This is a genomic window from Janibacter sp. DB-40, assembly GCF_029510815.1.
GTDB lineage: Bacteria > Actinomycetota > Actinomycetes > Actinomycetales > Dermatophilaceae > Janibacter.
Genome location: NZ_CP120360.1, coordinates 599,409 through 619,872, shown reverse-complemented (window position 1 = coordinate 619,872; position 20,464 = coordinate 599,409). Strand labels below are relative to the sequence as shown.

The 20,464-nt window shown below is 69.6% G+C and carries 29 protein-coding genes and 1 pseudogene; 2 read left to right on the top strand and 28 right to left on the bottom strand.

The annotated features are described in order from the left end of the window. Positions 1 to 40 precede the first annotated feature (40 nt). Positions 41 to 1,570 carry a type II CAAX endopeptidase family protein gene (locus PVE36_RS03045; protein WP_277454482.1) on the top strand — a complete coding sequence of 510 codons (1,530 nt, stop codon included), beginning with the start codon at positions 41 to 43 and terminating at the stop codon, positions 1,568 to 1,570. Between the two features lie 4 nt (positions 1,571 to 1,574). Here the strand turns inward: PVE36_RS03045 and meaB are convergent, their stop codons facing one another. From meaB to PVE36_RS03025, 4 genes are read right to left on the bottom strand one after another with little or no spacing between them, the layout of a single operon-like run. Continuing rightward, positions 1,575 to 2,570 (bottom strand): methylmalonyl Co-A mutase-associated GTPase MeaB, encoded by a 996-nt coding sequence (gene meaB / locus PVE36_RS03040; RefSeq protein ID WP_277454480.1) that lies wholly within the window; start codon positions 2,568 to 2,570, stop codon positions 1,575 to 1,577. Next, entirely contained in the window at positions 2,563 to 4,770 is a 2,208-nt protein-coding gene (gene scpA / locus PVE36_RS03035) for a methylmalonyl-CoA mutase (protein ID WP_277454479.1), read from the bottom strand. The genes meaB and scpA overlap by 8 nt, the downstream gene beginning before the upstream one ends. After that, a complete protein-coding gene (locus PVE36_RS03030; RefSeq protein ID WP_277454477.1) occupies positions 4,767 to 6,170 on the bottom strand; it encodes a methylmalonyl-CoA mutase family protein in 1,404 nt (467 codons plus the stop codon). The genes scpA and PVE36_RS03030 overlap by 4 nt, the downstream gene beginning before the upstream one ends. Before the next feature lie 10 nt (positions 6,171 to 6,180). Further along, positions 6,181 to 6,645, bottom strand: a complete 465-nt coding sequence (locus tag PVE36_RS03025) for a methylmalonyl-CoA mutase family protein (RefSeq protein ID WP_277454476.1) — start codon at positions 6,643 to 6,645, stop codon at positions 6,181 to 6,183. Between the two features lie 228 nt (positions 6,646 to 6,873). On the opposite strand from PVE36_RS03025, the gene PVE36_RS03020 reads away from it, so the two are divergent. Next, positions 6,874 to 7,431 carry a dihydrofolate reductase family protein gene (locus PVE36_RS03020; RefSeq protein WP_277454475.1) on the top strand — a complete coding sequence of 186 codons (558 nt, stop codon included), beginning with the start codon at positions 6,874 to 6,876 and terminating at the stop codon, positions 7,429 to 7,431. 9 nt (positions 7,432 to 7,440) lie between these two features. On the opposite strand, the gene map is transcribed toward PVE36_RS03020, so the two are convergent. The 24 genes and pseudogenes from map to rpsJ form a co-directional block, all read right to left on the bottom strand. Continuing rightward, on the bottom strand, positions 7,441 to 8,289 hold the full coding sequence (gene map, locus PVE36_RS03015; protein ID WP_277454474.1) for a type I methionyl aminopeptidase: 849 nt from the start codon (positions 8,287 to 8,289) through the stop codon (positions 7,441 to 7,443). A 16-nt stretch (positions 8,290 to 8,305) separates the two neighbouring features. Next, positions 8,306 to 8,869 carry an adenylate kinase gene (locus tag PVE36_RS03010; RefSeq protein ID WP_277454473.1) on the bottom strand — a complete coding sequence of 188 codons (564 nt, stop codon included), beginning with the start codon at positions 8,867 to 8,869 and terminating at the stop codon, positions 8,306 to 8,308. After that, on the bottom strand, positions 8,869 to 10,194 hold the full coding sequence (gene secY / locus PVE36_RS03005) for a preprotein translocase subunit SecY (protein ID WP_277454471.1): 1,326 nt from the start codon (positions 10,192 to 10,194) through the stop codon (positions 8,869 to 8,871). Before secY ends, PVE36_RS03010 begins: the two co-directional genes overlap by 1 nt. A gap of 209 nt (positions 10,195 to 10,403) precedes the next feature. Continuing rightward, a complete protein-coding gene (rplO, locus tag PVE36_RS03000) occupies positions 10,404 to 10,892 on the bottom strand; it encodes a 50S ribosomal protein L15 (protein ID WP_277454470.1) in 489 nt (162 codons plus the stop codon). A gap of 2 nt (positions 10,893 to 10,894) precedes the next feature. After that, positions 10,895 to 11,077, bottom strand: coding sequence for a 50S ribosomal protein L30 (rpmD, locus tag PVE36_RS02995; RefSeq protein ID WP_277454469.1), 183 nt, complete (start codon positions 11,075 to 11,077; stop codon positions 10,895 to 10,897). Continuing rightward, positions 11,077 to 11,736: a 30S ribosomal protein S5 gene (gene rpsE, locus PVE36_RS02990; RefSeq protein ID WP_277239308.1), complete on the bottom strand. Its 660-nt coding sequence runs from the start codon at positions 11,734 to 11,736 to the stop codon at positions 11,077 to 11,079. The genes rpmD and rpsE overlap by 1 nt, the downstream gene beginning before the upstream one ends. Positions 11,737 to 11,770: 34 nt before the next feature. Beyond that, positions 11,771 to 12,145 (bottom strand): 50S ribosomal protein L18, encoded by a 375-nt coding sequence (gene rplR / locus PVE36_RS02985; protein ID WP_277454468.1) that lies wholly within the window; start codon positions 12,143 to 12,145, stop codon positions 11,771 to 11,773. Between the two features lie 3 nt (positions 12,146 to 12,148). Then, positions 12,149 to 12,685 (bottom strand): 50S ribosomal protein L6, encoded by a 537-nt coding sequence (rplF, locus tag PVE36_RS02980; protein ID WP_277454466.1) that lies wholly within the window; start codon positions 12,683 to 12,685, stop codon positions 12,149 to 12,151. A gap of 12 nt (positions 12,686 to 12,697) precedes the next feature. Beyond that, entirely contained in the window at positions 12,698 to 13,096 is a 399-nt protein-coding gene (gene rpsH / locus PVE36_RS02975) for a 30S ribosomal protein S8 (protein ID WP_277239304.1), read from the bottom strand. Between the two features lie 143 nt (positions 13,097 to 13,239). Beyond that, on the bottom strand, positions 13,240 to 13,425 hold the full coding sequence (locus PVE36_RS02970; protein ID WP_007924699.1) for a type Z 30S ribosomal protein S14: 186 nt from the start codon (positions 13,423 to 13,425) through the stop codon (positions 13,240 to 13,242). A gap of 1 nt (position 13,426) precedes the next feature. Further along, positions 13,427 to 13,996, bottom strand: a complete 570-nt coding sequence (gene rplE, locus PVE36_RS02965; protein ID WP_277239300.1) for a 50S ribosomal protein L5 — start codon at positions 13,994 to 13,996, stop codon at positions 13,427 to 13,429. Position 13,997: 1 nt separating this feature from the next. Continuing rightward, positions 13,998 to 14,336 carry a 50S ribosomal protein L24 gene (rplX, locus tag PVE36_RS02960; protein ID WP_277454461.1) on the bottom strand — a complete coding sequence of 113 codons (339 nt, stop codon included), beginning with the start codon at positions 14,334 to 14,336 and terminating at the stop codon, positions 13,998 to 14,000. 3 nt (positions 14,337 to 14,339) lie between these two features. Continuing rightward, entirely contained in the window at positions 14,340 to 14,708 is a 369-nt protein-coding gene (gene rplN / locus PVE36_RS02955; RefSeq protein WP_277239297.1) for a 50S ribosomal protein L14, read from the bottom strand. A 180-nt stretch (positions 14,709 to 14,888) separates the two neighbouring features. Then, positions 14,889 to 15,182: a 30S ribosomal protein S17 gene (gene rpsQ, locus PVE36_RS02950; RefSeq protein WP_277454459.1), complete on the bottom strand. Its 294-nt coding sequence runs from the start codon at positions 15,180 to 15,182 to the stop codon at positions 14,889 to 14,891. Positions 15,183 to 15,211: 29 nt separating this feature from the next. Beyond that, a pseudogene (gene rpmC, locus PVE36_RS02945) lies at positions 15,212 to 15,424 on the bottom strand (50S ribosomal protein L29); the annotation flags it as partial. Next, complete coding sequence (gene rplP / locus PVE36_RS02940) at positions 15,424 to 15,843, bottom strand: 50S ribosomal protein L16 (RefSeq protein WP_277454457.1); 420 nt, start codon at positions 15,841 to 15,843, stop codon at positions 15,424 to 15,426. The gene rplP and the pseudogene rpmC, both read right to left, overlap by 1 nt. A 1-nt stretch (position 15,844) precedes the next feature. Beyond that, a complete protein-coding gene (gene rpsC / locus PVE36_RS02935) occupies positions 15,845 to 16,669 on the bottom strand; it encodes a 30S ribosomal protein S3 (protein ID WP_277454456.1) in 825 nt (274 codons plus the stop codon). Further along, entirely contained in the window at positions 16,669 to 17,046 is a 378-nt protein-coding gene (gene rplV / locus PVE36_RS02930; protein WP_277455745.1) for a 50S ribosomal protein L22, read from the bottom strand. Before rplV ends, rpsC begins: the two co-directional genes overlap by 1 nt. A gap of 32 nt (positions 17,047 to 17,078) precedes the next feature. Then, on the bottom strand, positions 17,079 to 17,360 hold the full coding sequence (rpsS, locus tag PVE36_RS02925; protein WP_277239287.1) for a 30S ribosomal protein S19: 282 nt from the start codon (positions 17,358 to 17,360) through the stop codon (positions 17,079 to 17,081). A 15-nt stretch (positions 17,361 to 17,375) separates the two neighbouring features. Then, positions 17,376 to 18,212, bottom strand: coding sequence for a 50S ribosomal protein L2 (gene rplB, locus PVE36_RS02920; protein WP_277454455.1), 837 nt, complete (start codon positions 18,210 to 18,212; stop codon positions 17,376 to 17,378). 22 nt (positions 18,213 to 18,234) lie between these two features. Continuing rightward, positions 18,235 to 18,540: a 50S ribosomal protein L23 gene (gene rplW / locus PVE36_RS02915; RefSeq protein WP_277242339.1), complete on the bottom strand. Its 306-nt coding sequence runs from the start codon at positions 18,538 to 18,540 to the stop codon at positions 18,235 to 18,237. A gap of 5 nt (positions 18,541 to 18,545) precedes the next feature. After that, positions 18,546 to 19,187 carry a 50S ribosomal protein L4 gene (rplD, locus tag PVE36_RS02910; RefSeq protein ID WP_277454454.1) on the bottom strand — a complete coding sequence of 214 codons (642 nt, stop codon included), beginning with the start codon at positions 19,185 to 19,187 and terminating at the stop codon, positions 18,546 to 18,548. A gap of 1 nt (position 19,188) precedes the next feature. After that, a complete protein-coding gene (gene rplC, locus PVE36_RS02905; protein ID WP_346771050.1) occupies positions 19,189 to 19,833 on the bottom strand; it encodes a 50S ribosomal protein L3 in 645 nt (214 codons plus the stop codon). Between the two features lie 29 nt (positions 19,834 to 19,862). Beyond that, the gene (gene rpsJ, locus PVE36_RS02900) at positions 19,863 to 20,171 is read right to left on the bottom strand and encodes a 30S ribosomal protein S10 (protein WP_185990536.1); all 309 of its coding nucleotides are present in this window, start codon (positions 20,169 to 20,171) and stop codon (positions 19,863 to 19,865) included. Positions 20,172 to 20,464 lie beyond the last annotated feature (293 nt).

The window sequence follows — 20,464 nt, the reverse complement described above, 5'->3', positions numbered from 1 at the left end:
CCACCACGGGGTCGACCGCCGCGGTCCGTACGATCGACCCATGACTGGTCCGCGCCTTGCCCTCGTCGGGGACCCGGAGTGGGCCGGCGTCGAGCACGCCCGCCGCGCCCTGGCCGCCGTCCTTCCCGAGGCCTCGGTCGAGCTGTTGCCCCCCGGAGCCGATCCCTCCCCCGACGTGGACGGCCTCTGGCTGCTCGCTCCCCCGGCCTCGGCCGACCCGCAGGTCCACGACACCACCACCGCGCGCGCCCTGGAGCTCCACGTCCCCCTCGTCGGGCCCGTGGCCGGCGAAGGGGGGTCCACCCCCTTCGTGCACGCGACGCCCGGCTCCCGACTGGCGGGGATCGTCGGGGATGGCCCGCTCGAGCTGCCGCAGACGGTCGCCGGCGGGCGAGCGGCGCGCGACTACGTCGACGCCCCGGGCACCGTGTGGTTCCCCGAGGCCCACCGGGGGTCGCAGCCGGCGACCGTGCGCGCGGCGGGCGCCCCCTTCGTCGCACTGACCGACTACCCGCTGGCCACGGACGCGGGGGTCCACCCGCTACTGCTGGACTTCGCCGCGGCCGTCCGCGGTCGGGCGGCCGGTCGACTCCCCTCGCTCCCGTACGGTCCCGCCGGCGCGCCGATGGCCCCACCCCGGCGCCGGAGGTCGCTGCGGGCACTGCCCGACGACGAACCACGCAGCTACGTGCACCAGATGCGCACGGAGGGCCACCGCTGGTGGCGACCGCTGCTCGCCCTGACGCTGGGCATCGGTGTCTTCGTCTTCGAGCTGCTCGCCCTGACCATCATCTGGCTGATCGTCGACCCCGCGATGCGGGACCCCGACCTGAGCATGGCGGAGATCGACCTCACCGCTCCCGTGACGATGCTCATGGGCAACCTCATGCTCATCGCGCTCATCCCGGCCACCCTCGTGGCGACCCGGCTGGGTCACTGGCGACCGATGGGCAAGCTGCTGTCGGTCACCGGCCGGATCCGGTGGCGGTGGCTGGGCCGCGCCAGCCTGGTCACCCTCGTCGTCTGGGGTGCGTACATCGTCCTGGGATGGTTCGTGGAGGGCGGCGAGGTCACCGAGCGCCCCGATCACTGGCCGTGGCTGATCCTCATCACCCTGCTCACCACGCCGTTCCAGGCCGCGGCCGAGGAGATCGCCTTCCGCGGCGGGCTGCTGCAGGGGGTCGGGGCCTGGATCAGGAAGCCGGTCGTCGCACTGGCCGTCGGTACCGCGCTGTCCGTGGTGCTCTTCGCCCTGGCCCACGCCTCGTTGGACCCGTGGGTCCTGCTGCAGCTGGGTGCCATGGGCTTCGCCACCTGCTACCTGACCTGGCGCACCGGCGGGCTGGAGGCGGCGATCGTGCTGCACACGGTCAACAACGTCGTCCTCATCGTCCTGCTCACCCTCGTCGGCGGGCTCGAGGGCGCCTACATCACCGACACGACGACCAGTGACGCCGCCGCGGGCGGGCTCGGCGGGATCGCCACGCTGATCATGATGGCGATCCTGCTCCACCAGGCCCGGCGCGCCGGGATCGCCCCTCGCACGATGGGTGCCCCGGCGGAGGGCTGAGGGATCAGTCCCGGTCGGCGAGGTCGGCCGAGAAGGCGGCGATGATGCGCTCGGCGCCCTCCACGGCAGTCACCCGGCCGGCGCGCACGCCGGGGGTGATCTCGGTGAGCAGCTCGCGCACCCGGGGCGAGTGCCGGACCGCGTCCCGCAGCTCGGCGTCGACCATCGCCCACATCCACTCGCGCTGCTGCTCGGCGCGGCGGCTCTGCAGCGAGCCCTGCGACTCGAGCCACGCGCGGTGCTCCAGGACGGCGTCCCAGACCTCGTCGAGCCCGTCACCGGTGTAGGCGCTGCACGTGAGGACCGGCGGACGACGAGCCTGCGGGTCCGGGTTCATCAGGCGCATCGCGCCGGACAGCTCGCGGGCGGCGACGCGCGCGTCACCGGCGTGCTCACCGTCGGCCTTGTTGACTGCGATGACGTCGGCCATCTCGAGGATGCCGCGCTTGATCCCCTGGAGCTGGTCGCCGCCGCGGGCGAGCGCCAGCATGAGGAAGGTGTCGACCATCTCCGCGACGGCGACTTCCGACTGCCCGACGCCGACCGTCTCGACGAGCACGACGTCGTGGCCGGCTGCCTCGAGGACGAGCATCGACTCGCGGGTCGCGCGGGCCACTCCCCCGAGGTGCGCCCCCGACGGGGACGGGCGCACGAAGGCGTCGTCGCTCGCCGTCAGCCGAGCCATCCGGGTCCGGTCACCGAGCACGGACCCGCCGGTGCGGGCGCTGCTCGGGTCCACGGCCACGACCGCGACGCGGTGCCCCTTCTCGATCAGCCGGATGCCGAGCGCATCGATGAAGGTCGACTTGCCGGCACCGGGGATGCCGGAGATGCCCACCCGCAACCCGTGGCCGGTGTCGGCGGCGAGCTCGGCGAGCAGTGCCTTCGAGCGCTCCCGGTGGTCCGGACGGGAGGACTCGACGAGCGTGATCGCCCGGGCGATGTGCGCCCGGGAGCGGGCGCGCACCCCCGCCGCGAGGTCGGCGACCGACTCAGCCATGGGCGGCGGCGGCCCGCTCCCGCAGCTGGTCGACCAGACCGCCCGCGGCGCTGGCGATGACGGTGCCCGGGGGGTAGATGTCGTCGGCACCGGCGGCCCGCAGCTCCTCGAAGTCCTGCTTCGGGATGACCCCGCCGACGACGATCATCAGGTCCTGACGGCCGAGCTCGTCGAGCTCGGCCCGCAGCGCCGGCACGAGGGACAGGTGCCCCGCGGCCAGCGAGGAGACCCCGACGACGTGCACGTCGCCCTCGACGGCCTGGCGTGCCACCTCGGCCGGGGTCTGGAAGAGCGGACCCACGTCGACGTCGAAGCCGAGGTCGGCGAAGGCGGTCGCGATGACCTTCTGGCCGCGGTCGTGCCCGTCCTGGCCCATCTTGGCCACGAGGATGCGCGGACGACGGCCCTCGGCCTGCTCGAACTCCTCGACCTTGGCCTGGACCTCCTCGACGGCTCCGCCCGCCCCTGCTTCGTCCCGGTACACACCCGAGATGGTACGGATCTGCGCGGTGTAGCGCCCGTAGACCTCCTCCAGCGCGGAGGAGATCTCACCGACGGTGGCCTTCGCGCGCGCGGCGTCGATGGCCAGCGCGAGCAGGTTGGTCTCCATGGTGCCGCCGTCGGCCCTCGCACCCTCGGTCAGGGCGGCGAGGGCGGACTGGGTCTGCTCCTCGTCGCGCTCGGCCCGCAGCCGCTCGATCCCGGCGATCTGCGACGCGCGCACGGCGGCGTTGTCCACCTTCAGGATCTCGATGGGCTCGTCCTCGTCGACGGGATAGGTGTTGATCCCGATCAACGGCTGCTGCCCCGAGTCGATCCGCGCCTGGGTCCGGGCGGCCGCCTCCTCGATGCGCATCTTCGGGATGCCGGCCTCGATGGCCTTGGCCATGCCGCCGGCCTTCTCCACCTCCTCGATGTGCGCGAGCGCGCGCTGCGCGAGGTCGTGGGTCAGCCGCTCGACGTAGGCGCTGCCACCCCACGGGTCGACGACCCTCGTCGTGCCCGACTCCTGCTGGAGCACCAGCTGGGTGTTGCGCGCGATCCGCGCAGAGAAGTCGGTCGGCAGGGCGATCGCCTCGTCGAGGGCGTTGGTGTGCAGGCTCTGGGTGTGCCCCTGGGTCGCGGCCATCGCCTCGACGCAGGTGCGCACGACGTTGTTGTAGACGTCCTGCGCGGTCAGGCTCCAGCCGGAGGTCTGCGAGTGGGTGCGCAGGGAGAGCGACTTCGGGTTCTCGGGGCCGAAGTTCTCCTTGACCAGACGCGCCCACAGCAGGCGGGCCGCTCGCAGCTTCGCGACCTCCATGTAGAAGTTCATCCCGATGGCCCAGAAGAACGACAGCCGCGGTGCGAACGCGTCGACGTCCAGCCCCGCCTCCTTCCCGGCCCGGATGTACTCGATGCCGTCGGCGAGGGTGTAGGCCAGCTCGAGGTCCTGCGTGGCCCCGGCCTCCTGCATGTGGTACCCGGAGATGGAGATCGAGTTGAACCGCGGCATCTTCGTGCTGGTGTAGGCGAAGATGTCGGAGATGATCCGCATCGAGGGCTGCGGGGGGTAGATGTAGGTGTTGCGGACCATGAACTCCTTGAGGATGTCGTTCTGGATGGTGCCGCTCAGCTGCTCGGGGCTCACCCCCTGCTCCTCGGCCGCGACGACGTAGAGCGCGAGGATCGGCAGCACCGCGCCGTTCATGGTCATCGACACGCTCATCCGGTCCAGCGGGATGCCGCTGAAGAGGGTGCGCATGTCGTAGATCGAGTCGATGGCCACACCGGCCATGCCGACGTCGCCGGCGACGCGTGGGTGGTCGCTGTCGTACCCGCGGTGCGTCGCGAGGTCGAAGGCGACCGAGAGGCCCTTCTGCCCGGCCGCGAGGTTGCGACGGTAGAACGCGTTGGACTCCTCGGCGGTGGAGAAGCCGGCGTACTGCCGGACCGTCCACGGCTGGTTGACGTACATGGTCGGGTACGGACCGCGGAGGAAGGGGGCCTTGCCCGGGACCGTGCGCAGGAAGTCCAGGTCGTCGGTGTCCTCCTCGGTGTACACGGGGGCGACCTCGATGTGCTCCGGGGTGGTCCAGCCGTCGGCGGCACCCGGGGTCGCCTCGAGCGCCTCCTGCCAGCGCTGCCGCCCGTCGGGGGCGGGTGCGCCGTCGCCGAGGTCGACGGTGTCGAAGGTGGGGATGGTGTGCGCGTCGCTCATGCGTTCGCTCCTGCCTGCGTGGCACCGACGTGATCGAGGAGGTCGCCCAGGAAGGCGACGATGTTCATGCCCGCGACGATCTCGCCGTCGACGGTGGTGTCGGGCGCCTCGCTCGCGGGCCCGGCGAGGACGACCTGCTCGACGCCCGCGGCGCGCAGCGCCTCGGCGGTCGGACCGGCCAGACCCTCGTAGCCCTTGCGTGAGGACGCGAGCACGGCGACCTTCGCCCCCTTCGCCGACTCGACCGCCGCGGCGATGTCGTCGGCGGTCGCCACCTCGACGGTCGCGGGGCGGACGCCGGCGACGCCGAGGAGGTTGGCGACGAAGCTGACCCGGGTGGTGTGCTCGCGCTGGGAGCCGAGAGCGAGGACCGGGACGGCGACGTCGCCGGCGGCGGCGGTGCGCGCACGCAGGTCCTCGAAGACCTGCCCGTCGCGCCGACGGGGCAGCCCGTCGGCGGTCACCTGCGCCCGCGGGGTGCGCTCGAGGAGCCGCTCCCCCGCCAGCGGGAAGGTCGAGGTGCCGGTCAGCGGCAGCTCACGGGTGGCCAGGTCGGCGTCCCGAGCAGCGCGCGTCGCCGCCAGGCGCTCGGCGACGGCGCCGGAGGCCAGCGCAGCAGCGGCCCCACCCGCGGCGTCGATCTCGCCGAACCAGGTCCACGCCGCCCGGGCGAGGTCGTCGGTGAGCGTCTCGACGTAGTTGGAGCCCCCGGCCGGGTCGGCGACCCGGCCGACGTTGGACTCGGCCGCGAGGATCGACTGGGTGTTGCGGGCGACCCTGCGGGAGAAGGGAGTCGGCAGCCCGAGCGCGTGGTCGTAGGGCAGCACGGTGATGGCATCGGCGCCCCCGGCGGAGGCCGCGAGACAGGCGATCGTGTCGCGCAGGATGTTCACCCACGGGTCGGTGCGGGTCTGCATGCGCCAGGAGGTCACGGCGTGGACCCATGCGCCACGATCGGCCTGCGGCACCTCGAGGACCTCGCCGATGCGCGCCCACGTGCGACGCAGCGCGCGCAGCTTGGCGATCGTGACGAACTGGTCTGCGGTCGCCGCGACGCGGAACTCGACCCGGCGGAAGACCTCGGCGGCCGGGACCCCGACGGCGGTCAGGTGGCGCACGTAGTCCAGTGCGGTCGCGAGGGCGAGGGCGATCTCGTCCTGGTCACTGGCTCCGGCGTCGTGGTGGACGCGGGTGTCGACGGTGATCGCCCGCACGCCCCTCCAGCGCTCGGCGCACAGCGTGACCGCGTCGGCGAGCGGGTCGAGGTCGGGGGTGCCGCCCACGGCAGCCGCCAGGCCGATCGGGTCGTGCCCGAGGCTGCCGCGCACGACGGCGGGGTCGACCCCTTCGCCTCCCACGCGGAGACGAGCGCGGCGGCCGCCGCCGCCTGGTCGGTCCACGAGGAGACCGTCACGGGGGCGAGATCGACCATGACGTCCTCGAGGACCTCCACGAGGTCGTCGGCAGCGATGCCGTCGTCACCGACGTGCAGCCAGACGGCGCTGACCCCCGCTCGAGGTCCTCGAGGACCGCCCTGCGGCTGGTCGTGGCGTCCGGGTCGTCGTGCAGCTGGCACACGTGCCACGGCAGCTCCGGGTCGCGCGGCCCCCGGCCGCGGGTGAAGGGCATCGCGCCGGGCAGACCCAGGCTGCGCTCCTGCGGCCAGTGGATCGGGTCGATCCGCAGACCGCCGGGCAGCTCGCTCGAGAGGGCGTCGACGGCACCGGCCCCGTCGACCGCGTCCTCGTCGGTACGGGACCTGTTGACCACCGCCGCGGCCATGTCGGCCCACGTGTCCGGATCGGCCGGCGGGAATCCCGCGGCCAGGCTCAGGACGTCATCGGCTCCGGAGGGACTGTCAGGGGGCATGGTCATCCTCGAGGTGCTCCTCATCGACACGACACCGTCGGCTCGGCAGACGGCATGACTGACTTCGCACCCTACCGATCGGCATGGCCGTGGGGAGGGGCCGTCCGCGTCACGTGCGCCACATCGGAGCACGTCGTGCCCGGGACCCGCAGGTGTTGCGCCCGGCCGCCGAGCGCGCCACCGTGGGAAGGGTGGTGGCGGTGGCTGCCCCACCACGAGCCACGAAGGAGAGCGATGGGACGACTGAGCTACGGGATGCTCGTCTCGCTCGACGGCTACGTCCGCGGCCCCGACGGATCCCTCGACTGGACCGAGCCGGACGCGCAGCTGCACGAGCACTTCAACCGGATCCAGGCCGCCAGCGCGCTGGAGGTCTACGGCCGCCACATGTGGGAGACGATGCGCTACTGGCAGGACCCACCGGCCGCCGATCTCGAGTCACCCCAGTACCGCGGTTTCGCGCAGGCCTGGCAGGACACCGACAAGGTGGTCGTCTCCCGCTCGCTCCCATCGGTCGACGCGCCCCGCACGCGACTGTGGTCGCGGCTGGACGGCGGTGCGCTGCGCGAGCTGGTCGCGTCCGCCGACGGTGATGTGTCGCTCAGCGGCCCGACACTCGCTGCCGGCGCCCTGCGAGCGGGCCTCGTCGACGAGGTCCGCGCCTACGTCGTCCCACACGTGCTCGGGGGCGGCCTGAGCTTCCTGCCGGATGGCTACACATCACCGCTGCGGCTGCGCAGCGAACGTCGGTTCGCCGGAGGGGTCGTCGAGCTGGTCTACGACGTCGGGTGAGGAGGCCGGTCAGTCCACGGGACCGAAGGGGGCGCCGCGAGCGGTCAGCTCGGCCTCGCCGCCGTCGAGGGCCGTGAGCACCCAGATGCCGTGCTCGGTCAGTGCGACCGAGTGCTCCCAGTGGGCGGCGGGCCGCCCGGAGTCGGTGACGACCGTCCAGTCGTCGGCCAGCACGTGGTTGGCCTCGGCACCGAGCGTGATCATCGGCTCGATGGCGATGGTGCTGCCCACCGGGGTGCCGGGCGCCCGACCACGGATGCGGTAGTTGGGCACCATGGGCGGCAGATGCATCTGCTCACCGATGCCGTGGCCGGTGTAGTCCGCGACGATGCCGTACTCGACGCCGTCGGCACGCGCGTCCGCGAGCACCGAGTCCTCCACCGCGCCGCCGACGTCGTTGAGGTCCCCACCGCGGCGGAGTGCGGCGATGCCGGCCCACAGGGAGCGGTGGGTGACCTCGGACAGGCGGGCCGCGGCCGGGTCACCGGCCTGCGCACCGCCGACGACCACGGTGATCGCCGCGTCACCGTTCCAGCCCTCGACCTCGGCACCGCAGTCGATGCTCAGCAGGTCGCCCTCGCGCAGCACCCGGTCACCGGGGATGCCGTGGACGATCTCCTCGTTGACCGAGGTGCACAGCGTGTGCTCGTAGCCGGGCACGAGCTGGAAGTTGGGGATCCCGCCGCCACTGCGGATGTGGTCCTCGGCGAGCGCGTCGAGCTGCCCCGTCGTCACCCCCGGGCGGATCTCCTCCCGGAGCATGGCCAGGGTGCGCCCGACGAGCAGCCCCGCCACGCGCATGGCCCGCAGCTGCTGCGGGGTGCGCGCGCGGACCCGCTCACGTGCGAAGAGACCCACCGGGACGACTCGACCGTCAGGACCCGAGCGCGTCGACGATGCGCCGGGCGACCTCGTCGACCTCGCCGACCCCGTCGACCCTGACCAGCAGCCCGCGCTGGTCGTAGGCGGACGACAGGGGCTGGGTCTCGCGGTGGTAGAGCGCCATCCGCTCCCGGATGACCTCCTCGGTGTCGTCGACGCGTCCCTCGACCTCGGCGCGCTTGAGCAGCCGGTCGACGACGACCTCGTCGTCGACGACGAGCTCGAGCACCTTGTCGACCTCCTGGCCGGACTCGGCGAGCATCTCGTCGAGAGCGGTCACCTGCGCGGTGGTGCGCGGGTAGCCGTCGAGCAGAAATCCGCGGGAGGCATCCTCCTGCTGCAGGCGGTCGGCCACGATCGCGTTGGTGACCTCGTCGGAGACGTAGCCGCCGGAAGCGAGGATCTCCTGGACCTGCTTGCCGAGCTCGGTCTCGTTCTTGATGTTGGCCCGGAAGATGTCGCCGGTCGAGATCGCCGGGATCTCGTAGTGCTCGGCGATCCGGCTGGCCTGGGTGCCCTTGCCGGCCCCGGGGGGGCCCAGAATGATCAGACGCATCAGCGCAGGAATCCTTCGTAGTGGTGTTGCTGGAGCTGGGACTCGATCTGCTTCACCGTGTCGAGACCGACGCCCACCATGATGAGGATAGACGCACCGCCGAACGGGAAGTCACGGTTGGCCCCGATCAGCACGAAGGCGATGAGCGGGATCAGTGAGACCAAGGCGAGGTAGATGGCACCCGGCACGGTGATGCGGGTGATGACGTACCTGAGGTACTCGGCCGTGGGTCGCCCGGCCCGGATACCGGGGATGAAACCCCCGTACTTCTTCATGTTGTCCGCGACCTCGTTCGGGTTGAACGTGATCGAGACGTAGAAGAACGTGAAGAACAGGATCATGACCGTGTAGACGGCCATGTAGATCGGGTGGTCGCCCTGCACCAGGTAGGTATTGATCCAGTCGACGTAGGCGGGGTTGTTGCCCTGGGGGTCCGACTGGAACTGGGCCACCATCTGCGGCAGCGCGAGCATCGAGCTGGCGAAGATGATCGGGATCACGTTGGCCATGTTGACCTTGATCGGGATGTAGGTGGAGGTCCCGCCGTACATCTGGCGACCGACCATCTTCTTCGCGTACTGCACGGGGACACGCCGCTGCGACTGCTCGACGAAGACGACGGCGGCCATGATCAGCAGCCCGATGATGATGACGAGGATGAAGAGGTCCCAGCGGTCGTCGCGCTGCTGGATGGCCCACAGCGAGCCGGGGAAGGTCGCGGTGATGGAGGTGAAGATCAGCAGGGACATGCCGTTGCCGACGCCCTTGTCCGTGATCAGCTCACCGAGCCACATGATCAGGCCCGTGCCGGCGGTCATCGTCAGGACCATGAAGATGGTGTCCACGACGTTGTCGCGGTAGAGGATCTGGGTGCAGTTGGCGTTGCCGAAGAGGGCAGCGGGGTTCTGCGCGAAGGTCACGAAGGTCGCGGACTGGAGCACGGCCAGCCCGATCGTCAGGTACCGCGTGTACTGGGTCATCTTGGCCTGACCCTGCTGGCCCTCCTGCTTCAGCGCCTCGAATCGGGGGATGACGACCGTGAGCAGCTGCACGATGATGCTCGCGGTGATGTAGGGCATGATCCCCAGCGCGAAGATCGACAGCTGCATCAGCGCGCCACCGCTGAAGAGGTTGGCCATGCCGAGCAGCTGGTTGCCGGCGTCACCCTGGCGGGCGCCGTCGATGCACTCCTGGACGGCCGAGTAGTTCACGTTCGGCGTCGGCACGAAGGTCCCCAGGCGGAAGAGCATGACGATGCCCAGCGTGAAGAGCAGCTTTCGCCGCAGATCGGGCGTCTTGAACGCCCGAGTGAAGACGGAGAGCACGTGGATCCTCCATGAACGGTGCCGTCGGTGCCGTGGGATGCAGTTGGCCGGTTGGGTATCGGCCGCCGTGCGGCGACACAACCTGACAGACGATACCTGCCGTGGGTCGGGGGTCGCGCGGGGACCCTGGTGGTCCGGGACACGCCGGCCGGAGACGCCTCGAGGCCGTCCCGTGAGCGGGACGGCCTCGAGGCAGGGACCGAAGGGGGTCAGCGTGCGGTGACGCTGCCGCCGGCCGCCTCGATCTTCTCCTTGGCGCTCGCGGAGAAGGCATCGACCGTGAGGTCGACCTTCACCGAGATCTCGCCGGAGCCGAGCACCTTGACCAGGTGGCCGTCGCGGACGGCTCCCTTGGCCACGAGCTCGTCGACGCCGATGGCGCCACCCTCCGGGAAGAGCGCCGAGATGCGGTCGAGGTTGACGACCTGGTACTCGGTCTTGAACTTGTTGTTGAAGCCGCGGAGCTTGGGCAGACGCATGTGCAGCGGCGTCTGACCGCCCTCGAAGCGGTCCGGCACCTGGTACCGGGCCTTGGTGCCCTTGGTACCGCGGCCGGCGGTCTTGCCCTTCGAGGCCTCACCGCGACCCACACGGGTCTTCGCGGTCTTCGCCCCGGGGGCCGGGCGCAGGTGGTGCACCTTCAGCGCGGGTGCGTCCGCCTGCTCCCCCGGCGTGGGGTTGGCCTTGGAGTCAGCCATGATCAGTCAACCTCCTCGACGGTCACCAGGTGGCGAACCGTCTGGACCATGCCGCGGAACTCCGGGCGGTCCTCCTTGACGACGATGTCGCCGATGCGCTTCAGACCGATGGTGCGCAGCGTGTCACGCTGACGCTGGGTACCACCGATCTCCGAACGGGTCTGGGTCACCTTCAGCTGAGCCATCAGGCACCCGCCTTCGCCTTGTCGGCAGCCTCTGCGCGGCCAGCGGCCTGGGCGCGCAGCATGGCGGCCGGGGCCACCTCGTCCAGGGGCAGACCGCGGCGGGCCGCGACGGCCTCCGGGCGCTCGAGGCCCTTCAGGGCCGCGACGACCGCGTGGACGATGTTGATCGCGTTGTCCGAGCCGAGCGACTTGCTCAGCACGTCGTGGATGCCGGCGCACTCGAGGACGGCGCGCACGGAACCACCGGCGATGACACCGGTACCGGGCGATGCCGGGCGGAGCATGACCACGCCGGCCGCGTCCTCGCCGACGATCGGGTGCGGGATGGTGCCCTGGATGCGCGGGACGGTGAAGAAGTTCTTCTTCGCCTCCTCGACACCCTTCGCGATCGCGGAGGGGACCTCCTTGGCCTTGCCGTAGCCGACGCCGACTGTGCCGTCACCGTCACCGACGACGACCAGGGCGGTGAAGCTGAAGCGACGACCACCCTTGACGACCTTGGCGACGCGGTTGATGGTCACAACCCGCTCGAGGTACTGGCTTTCGTTGCGGTCGCGGCCACCGCCGCGGCCTCCGCCGCCACGGTTGTCACGACGATCGTTGTTGGAGCGCTCGTTGGTGCCAGCGGCACCGGCGCCTCGACGCTGGGGTCCGGGCATCAGATGTTCCTCTTCTCGACGTTCTGGGTCTGCATCACAGCGCCAGACCCCCTTCGCGGGCACCATCGGCGATCGCGGCGACGCGACCGTGGTACCGGTTGCCGCCGCGGTCGAAGACGACGGCCTCGATGCCGGCGGACTTGGCCCGCTCGGCCACGAGCTCGCCGACCCTCTTGGCCCGCGCGGTCTTGTCGCCGTCCAGTGCACGCACGTCGGCCTCCATGGTCGATGCCGAGGCGACGGTCTTGCCGACGGTGTCGTCGACGACCTGGACGAAGACGTGGCGGCTGCTGCGGTTGACCACCAGGCGCGGACGCGCCGCGGTTCCGGTGACCTTCTTGCGCACGCGCAGGTGGCGACGACCACGAGCGGCGCTCTTGCCCTTGGCTCGCTTGACGATCATTGCCATGGCTTACTTACCAGCCTTTCCGACCTTGCGACGGATCTGCTCGCCCTCGTACCGAACACCCTTGCCCTTGTACGGGTCGGGGCGGCGGAGCTTGCGGATGTTGGCAGCGGTCTCACCGACCAGCTGCTTGTCGATGCCCTGCACGGCGAAGCGGGTCGGGTTCTCGACCGTGAAGCTGATCCCCTCGGGCGCCTCGACGACGACCGGGTGGCTGTACCCGAGCGCGAACTCCAGGGAGTTGCCCTTGTTCTGCACGCGGTAACCGGTGCCGTGGATCTCGAGCTTCTTCTCGTAGCCGTCGGTGACACCGACGACCATGTTGTTGATGAGGCTGCGGGAGAGCCCGTGGAGCGAACGCGACTCGCGCTCGTCGTCGGGGCGGGTGACCTCGACGCCGTCCTCGGTCCGGGCGACCGTGATCGGCTCGGTCACGGTCGTCTGCAGCTCACCCTTGGGGCCCTTGACCGTGACGGTCTGGCCATCGATGGTGACGTCGACACCGCTGGGGATGGCGACAGGGAGTCGTCCGATACGCGACATGTCTGCTTCCCCTTACCAGACGTAGGCGAGGACTTCCCCGCCCACACCCTTGGTTGCGGCCTGCTTGTCGGTCAGGAGGCCGGAGGACGTGGAGATGATCGCCACGCCCAGGCCACCGAGAACCTTCGGCAGGTTGGTGGACTTCGCGTACACGCGCAGACCGGGCTTGGACACCCGGCGCACGCCCGCGATGGAACGCTCACGGTTCGGGCCGTACTTGAGGGAGATCTCCAGCGTCTTGCCGACGGTGGCCTCCTCGACGGTCCACCCCGCGATGAAACCCTCCGCCTGGAGGATCTCCGCGATGTGCGACTTCAACTTGGAGTACGGCATGGAGACCTCGTCGTGGTGCGCCGAGTTGGCGTTCCGCACGCGGGTCAGCATGTCCGCAATCGGGTCGGTCATGGTCATGGGCTCTGCCTGCCCTCTCTCATCGCGGTTTCACCCCTGTGGGGCGACCTTCGATGTAGGAGTTCTTGGATGTGGCCCTTCGGACGAAGGGAGCCACGCGGGTTGTGGGGGTGCCTGGGGAGCGAGGCCCCCCGAGCGGGCGTCTACCAGCTGGACTTGGTCACGCCGGGGAGCTCACCGCGGTGAGCCATCTCGCGGAGGCACACGCGGCACAGGCCGAACTTGCGGTAGACCGAGTGCGGCCGGCCGCAGCGCTGGCACCGCGTGTAACCGCGGACCTTGAACTTCGGCTTCTTGTTCGCCTTGTTGATCAGGGCGGTCTTGGCCATCTCAGTTCTCCTTGAAGGGGAAGCCCAGCGCCTTCAGCAGCGCGCGGCCCTCGTCGTCGTTCGTGGCGGTCGTGACCACGGTGATGTCCATGCCACGGACGCGGTCGATCTTGTCCTGGTTGATCTCGTGGAACATCGACTGCTCGGTCAGACCGAAGGTGTAGTTGCCGTTGCCGTCGAACTGCTTCGGGCTCAGGCCGCGGAAGTCACGGATGCGGGGCAGCGCGACCGACGTGAGGCGGTCGAGGAACTCCCACATGCGCGCACCCCGGAGGGTGGTGTGCGCACCGATCGGCATGCCCTCACGCAGCTTGAACTGCGCGATGGACTTGCGGGCCTTGGTCACCTGCGGCTTCTGACCGGTGATGGCGGTCAGGTCGCGGATGGCGCCCTCGATCAGCTTGCTGTCCTTGGCGGCGTCACCGACGCCCATGTTCACGACGACCTTCACGACGCGGGGAACCTGCATCGGGTTGGTGTAGCCGAACTGGTCGTTCAGCGACGGCACGACCGTCTCGGCGTACTTCGTCTTCAGTCGCGGGGTCGCGGGGCTGGTCATGGTCTCAGTCATCTCAGAGGTCCTTGCCCGAGCGCACCGCAACGCGGGTGCGGCTCGCCTTGGTGCGTCCGTCACGCTCGACGGACTCGACGCGGGTCTTGACGCGGGTCGGCTTGTTGTCCTCCGGGTCGACGATGGCCACGTTGCTCACGTGGATCGGCGCCTCGGTGACGACCAGACCGCCGGCCTGACCGCCGAAGCCGGCCTTGGTGTGGCGGGTGACCCGCTGGACACCCTCGACCACGACGCGCTGGGTCTCGGTGTTGACCGAGATGACCTTGCCCTGCAGGCCCTTGTCCTTGCCGGACAGGACCTGGACGAGGTCGCCCTTCTTGATCTTGAGCTTGCTCATGGGTCAGATCACCTCCGGTGCGAGCGAGACGATCTTCATGAACTTCTTGTCGCGAAGCTCGCGACCGACCGGCCCGAAGATGCGTGTCCCGCGCGGCTCGCCATCAGCCTTGAGGATGACGGCAGCGTTCTCGTCGAACTTGATGTAGGAACCGTCGACGCGGCGGCTCTCCTTGGTCGTGCGGACGATGACCGCCTTGACGATGTCGCCCTTCTTGACGTTGCCGCCGGGGATGGCGTCCTTGACGGTGGCGACGATCGTGTCGCCGACGCCGGCGTACCGGCGGCCGGAGCCACCGAGCACGCGGATGCACAAGATCTGCTTGGCACCGGTGTTGTCGGCGACGCGCAGTCGCGACTCCTGCTGGATCACTTCTCACTCCTGTCGTCGTGCTGGTTCTCCTGCCCGGGCGAACCCGGACGGAGCCTTGCCGAACTGGACTTTCGGTCTGTGGGAGAGGGAACTCGTTCCCTCTCGGTCCCTGGAGGACCTACGCGGCGATACCACGCGGGACTCCGGGGGGCGTTCGGGGGACGGGGTCCCCCGAACGGATTACTTGGCCTTCTCGAGGATCTCGACCAGGCGCCAGCGCTTGGTCGCCGACAGCGGCCGCGTCTCCATGATGACGACGTGGTCGCCGATGCCGGCGGTGTTCTCCTCGTCGTGCGCCTTGACCTTCTCGGTCCGACGCATGACCTTGCCGTACAGGGCGTGCTTGACGCGGTCCTCGACCTCGACGACGACGGTCTTGTTCATCTTGTCGCTGACGACGTAGCCGCGACGCGTCTTGCGGTCGTTCCGCTCTGGGGTGGAGCTCACGGGGCCTTCTTTCACATTCTCGCTCATTTCGCGTCACCGGACCCAATGCTGCTTCCAATTCCAAGCTCGCGCTCACGCATCTCGGTGTAGATCCGGGCGATGTCCTTGCGGACCGCGCGCAGACGGCCGTGGTTGTCCAGCTGGCCGGTCGCCGACTGGAAGCGGAGGTTGAACAGCTCCTCCTTGCCCTTGCGCAGCTCGTCGACCAGACGGTCATCGGTCAGCTCACGCAGGTCCGCCGGGGTCAGGTCCTTCGATCCGACTGCCATCAGTTGTCACCACCCTCACGCGCGACGAAGCGGCACTTCATCGGCAACTTGTGCATCGCCAGGCGCATCGCCTCACGCGCCACGTCCTCGTCGACACCGGAGATCTCGAACATGATCCGGCCCGGCTTGACGTTGGCCACCCACCACTCGGGCGAGCCCTTGCCGGAACCCATGCGGGTCTCAGCCGGCTTCTTGGTCAGCGGACGGTCCGGGTAGATGTTGATCCAGACCTTGCCGCCACGCTTCATGTAACGCGTCATGGCGATACGAGCCGCCTCGATCTGACGGTTCGTGACGTAGGCCGGGTCCAGAGCCTGGAGGCCGTAGTCACCGAAGGAGACGGTGGTGCCGCCCTTCGACATGCCCGAGCGCTTCGGGTGGTGCTGCTTGCGGTGCTTGACCCGTCGGGGGATCAACATCTCAGGACTCTCCCTCGGTCTTGGCCGGAGCCTCGGCGGTGGGGGCCTCAGCCGGGGCGGCGGCCTGGGCCGGCGCCTCCTTGCTGCGGTCGCCACCACGCCGGGCGCGGGCGGGGCGGTCGTCACGTTCGCGACGCGGGCCACGACCACGCGGAGCGGCGGACGCCTGCTGGGCCGCGAACTCCTTCTCGGTCATGTCGCCCTTGTAGATCCAGACCTTGACGCCGATGCGGCCGAAGGTCGTGCGGGCCTCGTAGAAGCCGTAGTCGATGTTCGCGCGGAGGGTGTGCAGCGGCACGCGGCCCTCGCGGTAGAACTCGGAGCGGGACATCTCCGCACCACCGAGGCGACCGGAGCACTGGATCCGGATGCCCTTGGCACCGGCGCGAAGGGAGGACTGCATCCCCTTGCGCATGGCGCGACGGAAGGTGACGCGAGCAGCGAGCTGCTCGGCGATGCCCTGGGCGACGAGCTGGGCCTCGATCTCGGGGTTCTTCACCTCGAGGATGTTCAGCTGGACCTGCTTGCCGGTGAGCTTCTCGAGCTCACCGCGGATGCGGTCGGCCTCGGCGCCACGGCGACCGATGACGATCCCCGGACGCGCGGTGTGGATGTCCACCCGCACACGGTCCCGGGTGCGCTCGATCTCGACGCGGGCGATCCCGGCGCGCTCCATGCCTGTGGACAGGAGCTTGCGGATCGCCACGTCCTCCTTGACGTAGTCGCGGTAACGCTGACCCTCCTTGTTGGAGTCGGCGAACCAGCGGCTCTTGTGGTCGTTGGTGATGCCCAGACGGAAGCCGTGCGGGTTGATCTTCTGACCCATCAGCGGGTCCCTCCCTTCGCGGCCTTCTCAGGCTTGCTCGTCACGAGGACGGTGATGTGGCTGGTGCGCTTGTTGATCCGGCCGGCGCGGCCCTGGGCCCGCGGACGGAAACGCTTCATCGTCGGACCCTCGTCGACGTAGGCCGAGGTGACGAGGAGGTTGCGCTCGTCGAACGGCTCCCCCGCCTCGTCGGCCTTGACGCGCAGGTTGGCGATCGCGCTGTTGAGGACCTTCAGGGTCGGCTCGGCAGCACCCTGGGGGGCGAACTGCAGCGTGGCGATCGCGGTCTGGGTGTCCTTGCCGCGGATCAGGTCGACGACGCGGCGCGCCTTCATCGGCGTGACGCGCACGTGACGTGCGGAGGCACGGGCGACCAGGGCCTCCTGCTCGGTGGTGTCGGTGGCAGGCATCAGCGACGACGTCCCTTCTTGTCGTCCTTCACGTGGCCGCGGAAGGTGCGGGTCGGGGCGAACTCACCGAGCTTGTGGCCGACCATCGCCTCGGTGACGAACACCGGGACGTGCTTGCGGCCGTCGTGCACGGCGAGGGTGTGGCCGAGCATGTCCGGCGAGACCACCGAACGGCGCGACCAGGTCTTGATGACGTTCTTGCTGCCCGCTTCGTTCTGGGCGTCCACCTTCTTCTGGAGGTGGTCGTCGATGAAGGGGCCCTTCTTCAAACTACGAGGCATTTCCCAATGCTCCTATCAGCGCTTCTTGCCGGTGCGGCGGCGACGGACGATGAGCTTGTCGCTCGCCTTGCCGGGACGCCGGGTACGGCCCTCGGGCTGGCCCCAGGGCGAGACGGGGTGACGACCGCCGGACGTGCGGCCCTCGCCACCACCGTGCGGGTGGTCGACCGGGTTCATCACGACACCGCGGACGGTGGGGCGCTTGCCCTTCCACCGCATGCGGCCGGCCTTGCCCCAACGGATGTTGGTCTGCTCGGCGTTGCCGACCTGACCGATGGTCGCGCGGCAGCGGGCGTCGACACGACGGACCTCGCCGGAGGGCATGCGCAGCGTGGCGTACTGGCCCTCCTTGGCGAGCAGCTGGATGCTGGAACCGGCGGAGCGGGCCAGCTTGGCGCCGCCGCCCGGCCGCAGCTCGACCGCGTGGACGGTCGTACCGGCCGGGATGTTGCGCAGCGGCAGGTTGTTGCCGACCTTGATGTCCGCGCCCGGGCCGTTCTCGACGGCCGCGCCCTGACCGAGGCGGTTCGGCGCCAGGATGTAGCGCTTCTCCCCGTCGGCGTAGTGCAGCAGCGCGATGCGGGCGGTGCGGTTCGGGTCGTACTCGATGTGCGCGACCTTCGCGGGGACGCCGTCCTTGTCGTGGCGACGGAAGTCGATGACGCGGTAGGCACGCTTGTGGCCACCACCGATGTGACGGCTGGTGATGCGGCCGGAGGCGTTGCGGCCACCGGACTTGCTCAGCGGGCGGACCAGCGACTTCTCCGGCGTGTCACGCGTGACCTCGACGAAGTCGGCGACGGAGCTGGCGCGGCGACCGGGAGTGGTCGGCTTGTACTTGCGGATACCCATTGGTTCTTCCTTGTCCTCTCCGTCAGCCCTGGCCGCCGAAGATGTCGATCGTGCCCTCGCGGAGGGTGACGATCGCGCGCTTCGTGTCCTTGCGCTTACCGGTACCGAACCTCGTGCGCCGGGCCTTGCCGACACGGTTCATGGTGTGCACGGAGTCGACCTTGACGTCGAAGATCTGCTCGACGGCGATCTTGATCTCCGTCTTGTTCGCCCGCGGGTCGACGATGAAGGTGTACTTCCCCTCGTCGAGCAGGCCGTAGGACTTCTCGGACACGACGGGACGAATGAGGATGTCGCGCGGGTCCTTGGTCTGGGAACCTGAACTGATCTGGCTCACTTGGCAGTCCCCTCTGTCTTGGGCGCGAGGAAGCCCTCGAGCGCCGCCTGGGTGAAGACGATGTCGTCGGCGCAGAGCACGTCGTAGGTGTTGAGCTGGTCGGCGAAGAGGACGTGGACGTCGGCGAGGTTGCGCACCGACTTCCACGCGGTCTCGTTGCCGCGCTCGATCACGACGAGCAGGTTCTTGCGCTCGGTGATTCCGTCGAGGACGGACGTGACGCCCTTCGTCGACGGGGTGTCGCCCTCGACGAGCGAGCTGAGGACGTGGATGCGGCCGTGACGCGCCCGGTCGGAGAGGGCACCGCGCAGGGCGGCGGCCTTCATCTTCTTGGGGGTGCGCTGACCGTAGTCACGCGGCTGCGGGCCGTGGACGATGCCACCGCCGGCGAACTGCGGCGCACGGATCGAGCCCTGGCGGGCGCGGCCGGTCCCCTTCTGGCGGTAGGGCTTGATGCCACCGCCGCGGACCTCGGCCCGCGTCTTGGTCTTGTGCGTGCCCCGACGCGCGGCGGCGAGCTGGGCGACGACGACCTGGTGGATCAGCGGGACGTTGACCTGCACGTCGAAGATCTCGGCGGGCAGCTCGACGGTGCCGGAGGTCGAGCCCTGCGGGCTGATGATGTCGATGGTCGGCACGTCAGGCTCCCTTCGCTGCAGCGCGGACGAGGACGATGCCACCGCGGGGGCCGGGGACGGCGCCCTTGACGAGCAGCAGGCCCTTGTCAGCGTCGACCGCGTGGATCGTGAGGTTCTGGGTGGTCTGGCGCTCGCCGCCCATGCGGCCGGCCATGCGCATTCCCTTGAAGACGCGGCCCGGGGTGGCGCAGCCACCGATCGAGCCCGGCTTGCGGTGGTTGCGGTGAGCACCGTGGGAGGCACTGACACCGGCGAACCCGTGGCGCTTCATGACGCCCGCGAAGCCCTTGCCCTTGGTCGTGCCGGTGACGTCGACCTCCTGGCCGACCTCGAACAGCTCGACGGTGACTTCCTGACCGAGGCTGTACTCGGAGGCGTCGCTCGTGCGCAGCTCGACGAGGTGGCGGCGCGGGGTGGCACCGGCCTTGGCGAAGTGGCCGCTGGTGGGCTGGTTGACCTTGCGGGGGTCGATCGCGCCGTAGGCGAGCTGGACGGCCTCGTAGCCGTCGGTCTCGGTGGTGCGGATCTGGGTGACGACGCACGGCCCGGCCTGGACGACGGTCACGGGAACGAGGCGGTTCTCCTCGTCCCAGACCTGCGTCATGCCGAGCTTTTCGCCGAGGACGCCCTTGACGGTCTTGGTCATGGTGGTGGTCATGTCTCGTCTCTCCCGGATCAGAGCTTGATCTCGATGTTGACGTCAGCCGGGAGGTCGAGACGCATCAACGAGTCGACGGCCTTGGGCGTCGGGTCGATGATGTCGATGAGGCGCTTGTGGGTGCGCATCTCGAAGTGCTCGCGGCTGTCCTTGTACTTGTGCGGCGACCGGATGACGCAGAACACGTTCTTCTCCGTCGGCAGCGGCACGGGGCCGATAACCGTCGCGCCGGCACGGGTCACGGTGTCGACGATCTTTCGCGCCGAGTTGTCGATGACCTCGTGGTCATACGACTTCAACCGGATGCGGATCTTCTGTCCCGCCATCTGTGCTTCCGTCTCTCTCTCGCCGTCTTGCCTGGTCTGTGTGGGTCCCTCCGGGCCTCCGACCCACGCGGTCGGGTGTGTCGCACCCGCTCCGCGGCCCGACGACGAGCCCGAGGGCCATGTCGTGCGGTCTGGTCAGCGACCCGGTGGAACCGGATCATGCTCTCGTCCGATGTGTCGCCCCGCGCAGGACGCGGTTCGATGCGTTGTCATCGGGAGGGCGGCACCTCCATGACCAGGGCAAATCCGATCACGGCGTCACCGCTCAACAAGCAACCTGAACAGTGTGCCAG

Excerpts from the sequence above, each read along its gene's own strand:
- PVE36_RS03045 (WP_277454482.1), top strand. The coding sequence starts at position 41 with ATGACTGGTCCGCGCCTTGCCCTCGTCGGGGACCCGGAGTGGGCCGGC.
- meaB (WP_277454480.1), bottom strand. The coding sequence starts at position 2,570 with ATGGCTGAGTCGGTCGCCGACCTCGCGGCGGGGGTGCGCGCCCGCTCC.
- scpA (WP_277454479.1), bottom strand. The coding sequence starts at position 4,770 with ATGAGCGACGCGCACACCATCCCCACCTTCGACACCGTCGACCTCGGC.
- PVE36_RS03025 (WP_277454476.1), bottom strand. The coding sequence starts at position 6,645 with ATGACCATGCCCCCTGACAGTCCCTCCGGAGCCGATGACGTCCTGAGC.
- PVE36_RS03020 (WP_277454475.1), top strand. The coding sequence starts at position 6,874 with ATGGGACGACTGAGCTACGGGATGCTCGTCTCGCTCGACGGCTACGTC.
- PVE36_RS03010 (WP_277454473.1), bottom strand. The coding sequence starts at position 8,869 with ATGCGTCTGATCATTCTGGGCCCCCCCGGGGCCGGCAAGGGCACCCAG.
- rplO (WP_277454470.1), bottom strand. The coding sequence starts at position 10,892 with ATGGCTGACTCCAAGGCCAACCCCACGCCGGGGGAGCAGGCGGACGCA.
- rpmD (WP_277454469.1), bottom strand. The coding sequence starts at position 11,077 with ATGGCTCAGCTGAAGGTGACCCAGACCCGTTCGGAGATCGGTGGTACC.
- rpsE (WP_277239308.1), bottom strand. The coding sequence starts at position 11,736 with ATGCCCGGACCCCAGCGTCGAGGCGCCGGTGCCGCTGGCACCAACGAG.
- rplR (WP_277454468.1), bottom strand. The coding sequence starts at position 12,145 with ATGGCAATGATCGTCAAGCGAGCCAAGGGCAAGAGCGCCGCTCGTGGT.
- rplF (WP_277454466.1), bottom strand. The coding sequence starts at position 12,685 with ATGTCGCGTATCGGACGACTCCCTGTCGCCATCCCCAGCGGTGTCGAC.
- rpsH (WP_277239304.1), bottom strand. The coding sequence starts at position 13,096 with ATGACCATGACCGACCCGATTGCGGACATGCTGACCCGCGTGCGGAAC.
- PVE36_RS02970 (WP_007924699.1), bottom strand. The coding sequence starts at position 13,425 with ATGGCCAAGACCGCCCTGATCAACAAGGCGAACAAGAAGCCGAAGTTC.
- rplE (WP_277239300.1), bottom strand. The coding sequence starts at position 13,996 with ATGACTGAGACCATGACCAGCCCCGCGACCCCGCGACTGAAGACGAAG.
- rplX (WP_277454461.1), bottom strand. The coding sequence starts at position 14,336 with ATGAGCAAGCTCAAGATCAAGAAGGGCGACCTCGTCCAGGTCCTGTCC.
- rpsQ (WP_277454459.1), bottom strand. The coding sequence starts at position 15,182 with ATGAGCGAGAATGTGAAAGAAGGCCCCGTGAGCTCCACCCCAGAGCGG.
- rplP (WP_277454457.1), bottom strand. The coding sequence starts at position 15,843 with ATGTTGATCCCCCGACGGGTCAAGCACCGCAAGCAGCACCACCCGAAG.
- rpsC (WP_277454456.1), bottom strand. The coding sequence starts at position 16,669 with ATGGGTCAGAAGATCAACCCGCACGGCTTCCGTCTGGGCATCACCAAC.
- rpsS (WP_277239287.1), bottom strand. The coding sequence starts at position 17,360 with ATGCCTCGTAGTTTGAAGAAGGGCCCCTTCATCGACGACCACCTCCAG.
- rplB (WP_277454455.1), bottom strand. The coding sequence starts at position 18,212 with ATGGGTATCCGCAAGTACAAGCCGACCACTCCCGGTCGCCGCGCCAGC.
- rplC (WP_346771050.1), bottom strand. The coding sequence starts at position 19,833 with ATGACCAAGACCGTCAAGGGCGTCCTCGGCGAAAAGCTCGGCATGACG.
- rpsJ (WP_185990536.1), bottom strand. The coding sequence starts at position 20,171 with ATGGCGGGACAGAAGATCCGCATCCGGTTGAAGTCGTATGACCACGAG.